This is a genomic window from Roseovarius sp. CH_XMU1461, assembly GCF_037027165.1.
GTDB lineage: Bacteria > Pseudomonadota > Alphaproteobacteria > Rhodobacterales > Rhodobacteraceae > Roseovarius > Roseovarius nubinhibens.
The window spans coordinates 672892-684901 of record NZ_JAYMDV010000003.1 but is presented as its reverse complement, the minus strand read 5'-3'; the positions used below and the strand labels follow the sequence as shown (position 1 = coordinate 684901).

Sequence of the window (12010 nt, the reverse complement as noted above, 5' to 3'; positions counted from 1 at the left end):
GGGCGCAGGTGGGGGCAAGGGAAAGGCCCCCGCAGATGGTCCGCGAGGGCCGGATGGGTCGTGTGCCCGAGAGGGCGCGGCGGGGCTTAGCCCGCGTTGCGCAGATCGGCGATGAGCGCGTCGATATTGCCCTGACGGCGGTCGAGCATCGAGCCGATCTCGGTGCGTTCGCTGAGCCGCAGGGAAATGCCTTCGATCACCATGTCGAAGAAGAGATCGCGCCCGGATTTGTCGGAGACGAGGAATTTCACCTCAAACGGGCTCTGGCCGCGGAGTTTCACGGTCGAGTTCACTTCGTGCCAGGATTTCACCCGGCGCACGTCGCGCACGGTGATTTCGCCGCCTTGGAATTCCTTGAACCGCTTGCCGTACTTGCGGGCCACATAGCCGCGGAAGGCGTCGGTATAGGCGCGCATCTGGGCCGGGCTGGCGCGGCGGGCGTCGGCCCCGAGCGTCGATTGCGCGATGATGTTCACATCCGCATAGGTGCGGAAGATCCGCTCGAAATCGCTGATCATCGAGCCGAGCGGCTTGCCCGAGGCGATGACGCGGTTGATCTCGGCCACGACCTTGTCGACCAGCGAGCGGGCCGAGGCATCGGTCAGGGCCAGCGCCGGGCTGGCGGCGAGCAGCGGGGCCGTGGCGGCGGCGGCGGAAGTGGCCAGGAAACGGCGGCGCGTGTAATCATTCATTGTAAGGGTCCTCATATGGATCGCCCGAAGCGGCAGCAGATGTTTCGCCGTAGGGATCGCCCGAAACGGCGTCATAAGGATCTAGATAGGTGTCGCTCCGGCCCTTGCCCAGCTTGAACCGTCGATTTTGCAGATAAAGCGATTGCGAGGCGCGGTAGCTGTCGGCGCTTTCATGCAGGACGGAATCGATCGTGTCCGAATACTGGCCACGCGCGCTCAGGCTCGACGAGACCGAGGCGGCGGTGCCGTAGAAGCTCTCGGGCGAGGGCAGCACGTAGTTCAGCGGGTTGATGATCAGATCGACCGTCATGCCGACGGTTTCGCGCGTCGTCGAGGGGCCGAGCAGCGGCAGCTCGATATAGGGGCCCTGGTTGACACCCCAGACATAGAGCGTCTGGCCGAAATCGGCATTGGTGCGGGCCGGCATGTTGAGCTCGGTCGCGGGGTCGAAGAAGCCGCCGAGGCCAAGCGTCGTGTTGACCAGCAGCCGGTAGGTGTCGGTCGTGGCGCCAAGCCCGTTGCCCTGCAGGATATTGTTGAGGATCGAGCGCGGCAGCGTCAGGTTCTCGGCAAAGCGCGAGACCACGGTTTCGATATCGTCGGGCACCGCGGCGGTATAGCCCTTGCCGGTGGGCCGCACGATGTTGCGGTCGAGCGATTTGTTGAAATTATGGACCTTGCGGTTCTCGGCCTCCCACGGGTCGTAGGGGGCGTCGCGGGTCAGGGCCGGATCGGACTGGCCGCAGGCGGAAAGAGCCGTGACGCCCGCAAGCGCGAGCGCGGCAAAGAGGCGGCGCGGGGCCAAGGGGAGTGTCAGCAGCTTCACCAGATCTAAACCCGAATCGTCATATTGAATGCGTTGCATAAACCAATCCCGAGCGAGACTACAGCTTTGCGGTTGAAACCGAAAGAGACGTGGCAGAATGGTAACGCCCGCCCAGGTGGTGCGGCGGCGGGCGGTGGTCCGTGGCCGATGGGGCGGATCTTGGGCTTTGTGGCGCTCTTGGGCACGGCGGTCAATCTGCTGATGCTGACCGGGCCGATCTATATGCTGCAGGTCTATGATCGGGTGCTCGGCAGCCGGTCGGAAGAGACGCTTGTGGCGTTGACCCTCCTGGCGGGGTTTCTCTTTGCGATGATGGGCGTGTTCGATGTGCTGCGCGGGCGGATCATGACCCGGCTTGGCGCGCGGCTCGACCGTGAGATGTCGGGGCCTGTGTTCGCCGGGCTGATGCGGGTGGATCGGGGGCGTGGTCATGGTGTGGGTCAAGCGGCAGAGGCGCTGCGCGGGCTCGATACGGTGCCCCGGTTTCTTGCCGCGCCGGTCTGTCTGGCGCTGTTTGACCTGCCCTGGGTGCCGCTGTTTCTGGGGGCGCTTTGGCTGTTTCATCCCTGGTTGGGCTGGCTGGCCTTTATTGGCGCGCTGGCGCTCACCGGGCTGTCGATCCTTGGCCATGTCCGGACCCGGCGCAGGGGGGCGCGGGCGGCGCTTGATCAACAGCGGGCGCAGCGGCTGGCCGAGACGGCGGGCGCGGCGGCGGTGACGGCGCGGGCGCTCGGCATGGTTGAGGGGCTCGGGGCGCGCTGGCAAGGGCTGCGCGGGCAGGCGCGGCGGCATCAGATCGCGGCGGCGGATATTGGCGGCGGCGCGGCGGCGATGGCCCGGGTGGCGCGGCTCGGGCTGCAATCGGCGCTTTTGGGGCTTGGGGCCTATCTCGTGCTGCAGGCCGAGCTGTCGCCCGGGGCGATGATCGCGGCTTCGGTGCTCATGGGGCGGGCGCTGGCCCCGGTGGAGCAGGTGGTCGGGCAATGGCCGATGATCGGCGAGGCGCGAAAGGGCTGGGAGGCGCTGCGGCAGGCGAGGCCTCTGGCGGGCGCGAATCCCTCGCCACTGCCGCGCCCCGAGCCGCATCTGCAGGTGCAACAGGCGACGATCCGGCCCGATGCCGCGTCGCCGCCGGTGCTGCGCGGGCTGAGCTTTGAGGTGCGGCCGGGCGAGATTCTGGGCCTGCGCGGGCCATCGGGGGCGGGCAAGACGACGCTCATCGAGGCGCTGGCTGGGGTTTGGCCGCCGGTCTGGGGCAAGATCCGGCTCGGCGGGGTGCCTCTGGCGCAATATGGTGCGCGGGATTTGGGCCGGTGGTGCGGGTACCTTCCACAGCGGGCGGTGTTTTTTGACGGTACGATTGCCGAGAATATCGCGCGGCTGCAGCGGTCGCCGGATATGGCGGCGGTGATCGCGGCGGCGCGGCTGGCGGGGGCGCATGAGACGATCCTCGATTGCGCGGCGGGCTATGACACGGTGATGACGGCGGGCGGTGCGCCGCTTTCGGGCGGGCAGGCACAGCAGGTGGCGCTGGCGCGGGCGCTCTTTGGGGCGCCGGGGCTGATCCTGCTGGACGAGCCGGAGGCGCATCTCGATGCGGCGGGGCGGCAGCGTCTTGGCGAGATGCTGCGCGACCTGCGCGCCGCGGGGCGGGCGGTGGTGCTGGCCTCGCATAACGCGGAGGTTTTGGGTCATTGCGATCTGGTGCTGACCCTTGAGGCGGGGCTGGCGCAGAGCTTTTTGCCGGGGGTTTCTGCCTCTGGGGCGGGCGATGTGGCTAGGGGGGCAGGGAGGCCGGTTCGGGCCGAGGCCGCGCCATGAAACAGGAGCGATCTTGGGACGCGACCGCGTTGGCGGAGGAGCCGGGAGCGGAGGCCAGTGAGGATCTGGGGTGGCTGATGCGCCTTGGTTGGCTGGCGCTCTTGATCCTGTGCCTTGGCTTTGGCGGCTGGGCCTTTGCGGCGCGGCTGTCGCAGGCGGTGGTGGCGCCGGGCTGGGTCGTGCGGGACATGGCGGCGCATGTGGTGCAGCATCCCGATGGCGGCACGTTGGCAGAGCTTGCCGTGCGGCCGGGGATGCAGGTGGCGAAGGGTGCGCTCTTGGCCCGGTTTGAGGGCGGCGAGATCGCCGAGGAGCTGACCCTTGTCGAGGCGCGGCTCTTCGAGGTGATGGCGCGGCGGGCGCGGCTCGAAGCCGAACGCGACGGGGCGGCGGCGATCGGCTTCGATCCCGAATTGCGCAACCGGGCGGCAGGCGACGAGGGGCTGGCCGAGACCTTGCAGGGGCAAGGCCGTCTCTTTGCCACGCGGCGCGCGGCGCAGGACCGTGAGGCGGGGCAGGCCCGGCGGCGGGTGGCGCAGTCACGGGCGGAGATCGACGGGCTCGGGGCGCAGGCGCGGGCGCTGCGCCGGCAGGCGGGGCTCATTGCGCAGGAGTTGACGGATTTGCGGCAGTTGCGGGCGCAGGGGCTGACCCCGGCGGCGCGGGTTCTGGCGCTCGAGCGGGAGGCGGCGCGGCTCGACGGGGAGCTGGGCGAGGTCGCGGCGCATCGGGCCGGGGCCGAGGGGCGGATCGCCGAGATCGAGCTCGAGCAGCTGGGCCGCGAAAGCCGGATGCGCGAGCGGGTGATCGATCAGCTGCGCGACCTGCGTCATCGCGAGATTGAGCTTGCCGAGACCCGGCGGGTGTTGCGGGCGCGGCTCGCGCGGCTGGAGTTGCGGGCACCGGTGGCGGGCACCATCCAGCAGGTCGATGTGCATGGGCCGGGGGCGGTGATCCGCCCCGCCGCGCCGATCCTGACCTTGGTGGCGGGCGACAGGCCGATCCATGTGAGCGCCGAGATCAGCCCGCTGGAGGTCGACCAGATTTACAGCGGGCAGGCGGCGCTGCTGCGTTTTCCGGCGCTTGAACAGGGCGAGGGGCGCGGTGTGGCGGCGCGGGTTGGGTCAATCTCGCCGGATGTGGTGCAGGATGACGCGGACGGTCGGCGGTACTACCGGGCCGAAATCTGGGCCGAAGCAGAGGCGCTGCGGCCCTTGCAGGAGACGGCGGGGCTGGTGCCGGGAATGCCGGTCGAGGTCTATCTTCAGACCGGCGAGCAGAGCCCCGCGCAGTTTCTGCTGCGCCCGTTGACGGCCTATTTCAACCGGGCCTTTCGGGGGTAGGGGGTGTGGTGCTGGGGCGGCGCTGTAGGTCGAGGGGGCAGGCCAAGGGGCGGGCCGGGGTGCTTTGGGTATTTTTAACCAGAAAGAGGCGGGGCTGAGGCTGGTTTCGCGGACAGGGGGGCGGTGTGGCTGTGACTTGAGGCAGGAGCCAAAGGGCAGGCGTGCTACGTTATGGGTATTTGTGACCAGAATGAGGGGGCGGGGATAACTTTGTGCTCCATCCCCGTGCAACGGTGTTCGTCGCTGATCAGGGGCAAATCGGCGAGCGCGGGTCGGGCGCTTGGGGCTGGGGCGGCGTTATGGGCCGAGGGGGCATTGCGTGGGGCAGGCGGGGGGATTTGGGTATTTATCTCCAGAAAGAGGGAGGGGCCGGTTTGTTCCTTGCTGGTTTGCGGCGTGGGCGTGTCGTGCGCTTCCCAATGGTGGGGTGCGCGTTGAGGGCTCGCGCCAAGCGGGCGTTTCGTTGCGAGGACGCGCGGCGCTTGGATGGCGTTGTGGAGCGACGGGGTGGGCCAAGCGGCGGGCTGGGGGACTTTGGGGTTTTCCACCAAAAAAGAAGCGTGGGCGGGTTGTCCTCTTGCGGGATTGCGGAGTGGCGCGGGGTTTGGTTGGGGGAGGGGCAAGGGGCGGATTTGCCATTTCATTTTCCGTCGTGCCGGATTAGCGTCTGCCGCAAATCAGAGGCTGTGCGAGGAGCATGACATGGGACAATTTGAAACCAAACTGGCTGAGCTGGGGGTGACCCTGCCCGAGGCGCCGCTGCCGGCGGCCAATTACGTGCCCTATGTGCAGAGCGGCACTCTGCTGCATGTGTCGGGCCAGATCAGCAAGGATGGCGATACGCTCATCACTGGCAAGCTTGGTGCGGATCTCGATGTGGCGGCGGGCGCGGCTGCGGCGAAAGTGTGCGCCATCGCGCTTTTGGCGCAGGTCAAGGCGGCCTGTGGCGGTGATCTCGACCGGCTGGTGCGGGTGGTCAAGCTCGGCGGGTTCGTCAATTCGACGCCGGAGTTCACCGAGCAGCCGCAGGTGATCAATGGCGCGTCGGATTTCCTCGGCGCGGCGCTGGGGGAGGCGGGCAAGCATGCGCGCTCGGCCGTATCGGCGGCCTCGCTGCCCTTTGGCGTGGCGGTGGAGATCGATGGGGTCTTCGAGATCAAATGAGCCAGGTGCCGCTGCCCGCGTCTTTTCTGACCACGCCGCTGGCCCATCGTGCGCTGCATGATGTGGCCCAGGGGCGGCCTGAAAATTCGCGGGCGGCGATCCGCGCGGCCATCGCGCGGGGCTATGGGATCGAAATCGATCTGCAGCCGAGCCGCGATGGCGCGGCGATGGTGTTTCACGATTACGACATGGGGCGGCTCACCGGGCGGGCGGGACCGATCCGGCTGCAAAGCGCGGCGGAGCTGGCCAAGACGCCGCTTTTGGGCGGTGATGAGGGCGTGCCGGGGCTCGACGAGGTGCTCGATCTCGTGGCGGGGCAGGTGCCATTGCTCATCGAGCTCAAGGATCAGCATGGCCAGATGGGTGCCACCGATGGCGGGCTCGAGCGGGCCGTCGCGGCGGCGCTTGCGGGCTATCGCGGCGATGTGGCGCTCATGTCTTTTAATCCGCAATCGGTGATCCAGCTGGCCGAGCTCTGCCCCGATCTGCCGCGCGGCATCGTGACCTCTGCCTATAGGGCGGAGGATTGGCCGCTGTTGCGGGCCGAGGTGCGCGACAGGCTGCGCGATATTCCGGAATATGCGGTCTCTGGGTCCAGTTTCGTCAGCCATGAGGTCGGTGATCTCGACCGGCCCCGGGTGGCAGAGATCAAGGCGGCGGGCGGGCATGTGCTCTGCTGGACCGTGCGCTCGGCGGCGCAGGAGGCAAAGGCCCGCCGGATCGCGGAGAATATCACCTTCGAGGGCTATCTCGCGGCACATCCCGCTTGATCGCCGGGGAAAAGCCCCCAGATTGAACGAGATGCCCGACAGCGACCATCAGATCACCGTCAGTTTTCATGACAGCATCGCCGAGATCGGGGCGGCGGATTGGGATATTTGCGCCTGTTCCGAAGCGGCGGGCGGCGGGCGGCCGGTCGATCCCTTTACCACCTATCGGTTTTTGCAGGCCTTGGAAGAAAGCGGGTCGGTCGGGCCGGGCAGTGGCTGGGAGCCGCATCACGTGGTGGCGCGGCAGGCGGGCGAGGTCATCGCGGTGGCGCCGCTCTATGCCAAGGGGCACAGCCAGGGCGAATATATTTTCGATCACAACTGGGCCCATGCCTATGAGCGGGCGGGCGGGCGTTACTATCCGAAGCTGCAGATCGCGGTGCCGTTCACGCCGGTGACCGGGCGGCGGCTCTTGGCAAGGCCGGGGCATGAGGCGACGGGGCGGGCGGCGCTGGTACAGGGTGCGGTGGAGCTGGCCCAGCGCCATGGGCTGTCGTCGCTGCATGTGACCTTTTGCACGCCCGACGAGGCGGCGGGGGCCGAGGCGCTGGGCCTCATGGCGCGGCGCAACCAGCAATATCACTGGCACAATCGCGGCTATGGCAGGTTTGACGATTTCCTCGCCGATCTGAGTTCGCGCAAGCGCAAGAATATCCGCAAGGAACGGGCGGCGGCGCAGGGCTTTGGCGGCGAAATCCGGCGGCTGCGCGGGGCAGAGATCACCCCCGCGCATTGGGACGCGATGTGGGCGTTTTATCAAGACACCGGCGCGCGGAAATGGGGCACGCCCTATCTCACGCGGGCGTTTTTCGACCTCGCGGCAGAGCGGCTCGGCGAGGATGTCCTGATGATCGTGGCCGAGCGCGACGGCGTGCCGGTGGCCGGGGCGCTCAACCTCATCGGGCGCGAGGCGCTTTTTGGCCGGTATTGGGGCTGTGGCGAGGCCCATGCCAACCTGCATTTCGAGCTGTGCTATTATCAGGCGATGGAATTTGCCATTGCCGAGGGGCTGGCCCGGGTCGAGGCGGGCGCGCAGGGCGAGCATAAGCTGGCGCGTGGATACCTGCCGCAGGTCACCCATTCGCTGCATTGGGTCGGCGATCCCGGCTTTGCCCAGGCCATCGCGCAATATCTCGAGGCCGAGGGCGCGGCGGTCGAGGAAGATATCGAAATTCTGACGGGCTATGGCCCGTTTCGCAGATCAACAGGGGATGAGAGAGAATGACCGAAAAGCTGAGCGATACCGCACGAAGTACCATGGTGGAGCCGCTGCTCGAGACCGGCTGGGCGCTGACCGAGGGGCGCGACGCGATCGAGAAGACGTTCAAATTCGACGATTTCACCGAAGCCATGGGGTTTATGATGCGCGCGGCGATCTGGGCCGAGAAATGGAACCATCATCCCGAATGGTCGAATGTCTACAGCCGGGTGTCGGTGTGTCTGACGACCCATGACGTGGACGGGCTGAGCCAGCTTGACGTCAAGCTGGCGCGCAAGATGGACAAGCTGGCGGGTCAGCCGGGCTGATCACCCAAGATGGGACAGGGCGGGCGGCACAGGCCCGCCGGTCGCCCAATCGAGCAGCTCGACCGTGTGCACGATGGGCGTCTCGGTGCCTTGGCCGATCTGCATCATGCAGCCGATATTGCCCGCCGCGATCACATCGGGACGGCGCGCCATGAGCGTCGCCACCTTGCGCTTGCGCAGCTCGGCGGAAATCTCGGGTTGCATCAGGTTATAGGTGCCGGCGGAGCCGCAGCAGAGATGGCTGTCGGCGGGTTCGACCACGGTGAACCCGGCCCGTTTCAAGAGATCCTTGGGCGCGGATTTGACCTTTTGCCCGTGCTGCAGCGAGCAGGCGGCGTGATAGGCGACGGTGAGATCCTTGGGCGCAGCCTCGGGCAGGTCGAGCCGGGTCAGCAATTCCGAGATGTCGCAGGCCAGCCCCGAGATATGCGCCGCCGCATCGGCCAGCGGATCATTGCGGAACATATGGCCGTAATCCTTGACCGTGGTGCCGCAGCCGGAGGTGTTGATCACGATGGCGTCGAGCCCGGCGCCATTGGCCTCGGCCATCCAGGCGTGGATGTTGCGGGCGGCGGCGGCGTGGCTGTCGTCCTCGCGGCCCATGTGATGGGTGAGCGCCCCGCAGCAGCCCGCGCCGCGTGCCACCACCACTTCGCAGCCGAGCCGCGTCAAGAGGCGGATCGTGGCGTCGTTGATATCGGTGTTGAGCGCCTTTTGCGCACAGCCGGTCATCAGCGCGACGCGCAGTTTCGGGGCGGTGTCTGGCGTCGGGGCAAAGCTCTGGGGGTCGTCGTTGCGGCTCACCGGGGGGATGCGTTTCGGGGCCATGCGCAGCATGGCGCGGAGCCGTGCATCGGGGATGAGCGGTGCGAAGGGCCGGCCCAGCTTGGCCGCCAGAAGGGCGAGGCGAAAGCGCATCGGATAGGGCAGGATCTTGGCCAGCATCCAGCGCAGCGCCCGGTCGCCAAGGGGGCGTTTGTAGCGTTCTTCGATATAAGCGCGCGCGTGATCGACGAGATGCATGTAATGCACTCCCGACGGGCAGGTGGTCATACAGGCGAGGCAGCTCAGGCAGCGGTCGATATGTTTGACCGTCTTGGCGTCTGGCACGCGCTCGTTCTCGAGCATGTCCTTGATAAGGTAGATGCGGCCGCGCGGGCTGTCGAGCTCGTCGCCCAGCACCTGATAGGTCGGGCAGGTCGCGGTGCAAAAGCCGCAATGCACGCAGGCGCGCAGGATGTCATTGGCGCGTTTGGTGCCGGGATCGGCGAGCTGGGTCTCGGTGAAATGCGTTTGCATGGGATCAGTCCATCAGGCCGGGGTTGAGGAGGCCGCGCGGGTCGAACCGGGCTTTGAGCCCCTGTTCGAGCCGGGCCACCACCGGGTTGGCGGGGGGGAAGGCGGGCAGGTCATCCGCGCCGCGCAGCCGGGTGGCATGGCCGCCGATGCGGGCCACGGCATCGCGGATCACCGCGCCTTTTGTGCCGCTCGGGTCATGCAGCCAGATGCGCCCGCCGCCCCAATCATAGAGCGCCTGGGTGTCCGGCAGGCTGGCCACCAGCCCAGGCCCATCGCCCGGTTTGACCGAGAGACACCAGAGCGCGCCTTTGGTGTCGGCAAAGGCGCGGACATCGCGAATCGCGGCCCAGAGGGCGGCGGTGTCCTCGGCGTCGAAATTGGCGGTGAACGCGCCGAGATCAGCCAGATGCGTGGCGAGCCTTTCGGCGCGGTAGCGCATCGAGGCGGCGCTGCCTTCGAGGCGGATATGGGTGTCCCCCGTGCCCGGAAGATGCGCCGCGCCGGTGACTTCCCACGGGGCGCCCAGCGCGCGCGACAGCGCCGTGATTGCGGTGGCATCGTCGAGATCGCGGGCGGTGAGGGTGACGGAGGTCTCCGGTGCGGGCAGCACTTTGAGCGAAAGCTCGGTCAGCACGCCGAGCGTGCCGAAACTGCCCGCCATGAGCTTGACCAGATCATAGCCGGTGACGTTTTTCATCACCCGTCCGCCATTGGCGATGATGCGGCCCGCGCCATCGACGAAACGCACCCCGAGCAGCGCGTCGCGGCAGGCGCCCACCGCCGAGATGCGGCGCGGCCCCGAGACATTGGCGGCAACCATGCCGCCCAAGGTCGGCGTGCCGGTGGTGCCCAGAAGCGGGCGATGGTCCATCGGCTCGAACGCGAGGCGCTGGCCTTCGCCCGCGAGCAGGGTTTCGATCTCGGCCAGCGGCGTGCCGGCGCGGGCCACGAGGGTCAGTGCGCCGGGCTCGTAGAGCGTGACACCGCTGAGGGCCGAGGTGCTGAGCGTTGTGGTGGCAGAGGTCGCGCCGATGGGCCGCGTGCCGCCGCCGGTGATGTGCAGGGGCGTTTCCGCGCTGGCGATGATCTCGGAGAGCTCGGCCTCGGTCGTCGGGCGATGGGTCATGCGCGGGCCTCGCGGCGCGGGGCGGAGGCCGCCAGCGGAAACACCTTGGCCGGGTTCAAGAGCCAGTGCGGGTCGAACACATCCTTGACCGCCATCTGCGCCTCGAGATCATCGGGGCGGTATTGGTGATCCATCAGGTCGCGTTTCTCGATGCCGACGCCATGTTCGCCGGTCAGGCAGCCGCCGACCTCGACACAGAGCCGCAGGATGTCGGCGCCCATGGCTTCGCATTTCTCGAGATCACCGGGCTTGTTCGCGTCAAAGAGGATGAGCGGGTGCATGTTGCCATCGCCCGCGTGAAACACATTGCCGACGCCGAGCCCGTAGTCGCGGCTCAGTTCGCCGATGCGTTTGAGCACCTGCGGCAGGGCGCTCACCGGGATGGTGCCGTCAAGACACATGTAATCGTTGATCTGACCCATCGCGCCAAAGGCGGATTTGCGGCCAAGCCAGATGCGGGCGGCCTGATCGGCGTCGCGGGCTTCGCGCAGCTCGACCGGGTTGTGGGTCTGGGCGATTTCGGTGATCCGGGCGAGCTGTTCGTCGATCTCGGCCTCGGAGCCTTCGACCTCGATGATCAGAAGCGCCTCGCAATCGGGGTAGCCCGCGCCGGCAAAGGCCTCGGTGGCGCGGATGCAGGGGCGGTCCATGAATTCGATGGCGACGGGCAGGACGCCGGCGCGGATGATGTCCGAGACACAGGCCCCGGCGACCTCGTTGCTGTCAAAGCCGATGAGCACGGGGCGCGCGCCTTCGGGCGACGGCAGGATGCGCAGCACCGCCTCTGTCACCACGCCGAGCTGGCCTTCAGAGCCGCAGATGAGCCCGAGAAGATCGAGCCGCCCGGCATCGAGATGCGCGCCGCCAAGCTCGGTCACGGTGCCGTCCATCAGGACCAGCGTCACCCCCATCAGATTGTTGGTGGTGACCCCGTATTTGAGGCAATGCGCGCCGCCCGAATTCATCGCGATATTGCCTGCGATGGCGCAGGCGAGCTGACTGCTCGGATCGGGGGCGTAGAAGAACCCGTGTTCCTCGACCGCGCCGGTGACCGAGAGATTGGTGCGGCCGGTCTGCACCCGGATCACCCGGTTGGCATAATCGGTGTCGAGCACCGCGCTCATCCGGGCGACGCCAAGGATCACGCAATCGGCGGTGGGCAGCGCGCCACCTGCGAGCGAGGTGCCCGAGCCGCGCGGCACCACCGGTACGCCCATGTCATGACAGGCGGCGAGCACGGCGGAGACCTCCTCCGTGCTCGCGGGCAGCACCACCGCGAGCGGCGGGCAGCGATAGGCGGTGAGCGCGTCGCATTCATAGGCGCGGGTCTCTGCCTCGTCCCAGATGACGGCGTCATCGGGCAGCAGGTCGCGCAGACGGGCGACGATTTCGGGCTTGCGCGACAGGATGGTGCTGTCGGGGGCGGGCATTTCCATGGCGGC

General features: G+C 67.7%; 11 protein-coding genes. 6 read left to right on the top strand and 5 right to left on the bottom strand.

Annotation, left to right across the window (positions count from 1 at the left end; genetic code table 11):
- Nucleotides 1-86 precede the first annotated feature (86 nt).
- On the bottom strand, nt 87-692 hold the full coding sequence (locus WA237_RS12425; RefSeq protein WP_009813818.1) for an MlaC/ttg2D family ABC transporter substrate-binding protein: 606 nt from the start codon (nt 690-692) through the stop codon (nt 87-89).
- On the bottom strand, nt 685-1557 hold the full coding sequence (locus WA237_RS12420; RefSeq protein WP_009813819.1) for an MlaA family lipoprotein: 873 nt from the start codon (nt 1555-1557) through the stop codon (nt 685-687). The genes WA237_RS12425 and WA237_RS12420 overlap by 8 nt, the downstream gene beginning before the upstream one ends.
- Before the next feature lie 108 nt (nt 1558-1665).
- Here WA237_RS12420 and WA237_RS12415 point away from each other — a divergent pair, with 108 nt between their 5' ends.
- The 6 genes from WA237_RS12415 to WA237_RS12390 all read left to right on the top strand — a co-directional run bounded on the left by WA237_RS12415 (nt 1666) and on the right by WA237_RS12390 (nt 8143).
- The gene (locus WA237_RS12415; protein WP_336097993.1) at nt 1666-3339 is read left to right on the top strand and encodes a type I secretion system permease/ATPase; all 1674 of its coding nucleotides are present in this window, start codon (nt 1666-1668) and stop codon (nt 3337-3339) included.
- A complete protein-coding gene (locus tag WA237_RS12410) occupies nt 3336-4682 on the top strand; it encodes an HlyD family type I secretion periplasmic adaptor subunit (protein ID WP_336097991.1) in 1347 nt (448 codons plus the stop codon). Before WA237_RS12415 ends, WA237_RS12410 begins: the two co-directional genes overlap by 4 nt.
- Before the next feature lie 702 nt (nt 4683-5384).
- Nucleotides 5385-5846, top strand: coding sequence for a RidA family protein (locus WA237_RS12405; protein WP_009813822.1), 462 nt, complete (start codon nt 5385-5387; stop codon nt 5844-5846).
- The gene (locus WA237_RS12400; RefSeq protein ID WP_336097989.1) at nt 5843-6616 is read left to right on the top strand and encodes a glycerophosphodiester phosphodiesterase family protein; all 774 of its coding nucleotides are present in this window, start codon (nt 5843-5845) and stop codon (nt 6614-6616) included. The genes WA237_RS12405 and WA237_RS12400 overlap by 4 nt, the downstream gene beginning before the upstream one ends.
- A 31-nt stretch (nt 6617-6647) precedes the next feature.
- On the top strand, nt 6648-7841 hold the full coding sequence (locus tag WA237_RS12395) for a GNAT family N-acetyltransferase (RefSeq protein ID WP_336097988.1): 1194 nt from the start codon (nt 6648-6650) through the stop codon (nt 7839-7841).
- Nucleotides 7838-8143, top strand: a complete 306-nt coding sequence (locus WA237_RS12390; protein ID WP_009813825.1) for a 4a-hydroxytetrahydrobiopterin dehydratase — start codon at nt 7838-7840, stop codon at nt 8141-8143. The genes WA237_RS12395 and WA237_RS12390 overlap by 4 nt, the downstream gene beginning before the upstream one ends.
- Here WA237_RS12390 and glcF read toward each other — a convergent pair whose 3' ends face one another.
- From glcF to WA237_RS12375, 3 genes are read right to left on the bottom strand one after another with little or no spacing between them, the layout of a single operon-like run.
- A complete protein-coding gene (glcF, locus tag WA237_RS12385) occupies nt 8144-9442 on the bottom strand; it encodes a glycolate oxidase subunit GlcF (protein WP_336097987.1) in 1299 nt (432 codons plus the stop codon).
- 4 nt (nt 9443-9446) lie between these two features.
- On the bottom strand, nt 9447-10568 hold the full coding sequence (glcE, locus tag WA237_RS12380) for a glycolate oxidase subunit GlcE (RefSeq protein WP_336097986.1): 1122 nt from the start codon (nt 10566-10568) through the stop codon (nt 9447-9449).
- The gene (locus tag WA237_RS12375) at nt 10565-12004 is read right to left on the bottom strand and encodes an FAD-linked oxidase C-terminal domain-containing protein (protein ID WP_009813828.1); all 1440 of its coding nucleotides are present in this window, start codon (nt 12002-12004) and stop codon (nt 10565-10567) included. The genes glcE and WA237_RS12375 overlap by 4 nt, the downstream gene beginning before the upstream one ends.
- Nucleotides 12005-12010: the final 6 nt, after the last annotated feature.

Bases quoted from the DNA above. Each gene is read 5' to 3' on its own strand.
- WA237_RS12425 (WP_009813818.1), bottom strand. From the start codon at position 692: ATGAATGATTACACGCGCCGCCGTTTCCTGGCCACTTCCGCCGCCGCC.
- WA237_RS12420 (WP_009813819.1), bottom strand. From the start codon at position 1,557: ATGCAACGCATTCAATATGACGATTCGGGTTTAGATCTGGTGAAGCTG.
- WA237_RS12415 (WP_336097993.1), top strand. From the start codon at position 1,666: ATGGGGCGGATCTTGGGCTTTGTGGCGCTCTTGGGCACGGCGGTCAAT.
- WA237_RS12410 (WP_336097991.1), top strand. From the start codon at position 3,336: ATGAAACAGGAGCGATCTTGGGACGCGACCGCGTTGGCGGAGGAGCCG.
- WA237_RS12405 (WP_009813822.1), top strand. From the start codon at position 5,385: ATGGGACAATTTGAAACCAAACTGGCTGAGCTGGGGGTGACCCTGCCC.
- WA237_RS12400 (WP_336097989.1), top strand. From the start codon at position 5,843: ATGAGCCAGGTGCCGCTGCCCGCGTCTTTTCTGACCACGCCGCTGGCC.
- WA237_RS12395 (WP_336097988.1), top strand. From the start codon at position 6,648: ATGCCCGACAGCGACCATCAGATCACCGTCAGTTTTCATGACAGCATC.
- WA237_RS12390 (WP_009813825.1), top strand. From the start codon at position 7,838: ATGACCGAAAAGCTGAGCGATACCGCACGAAGTACCATGGTGGAGCCG.
- glcF (WP_336097987.1), bottom strand. From the start codon at position 9,442: ATGCAAACGCATTTCACCGAGACCCAGCTCGCCGATCCCGGCACCAAA.
- glcE (WP_336097986.1), bottom strand. From the start codon at position 10,568: ATGACCCATCGCCCGACGACCGAGGCCGAGCTCTCCGAGATCATCGCC.
- WA237_RS12375 (WP_009813828.1), bottom strand. From the start codon at position 12,004: ATGGAAATGCCCGCCCCCGACAGCACCATCCTGTCGCGCAAGCCCGAA.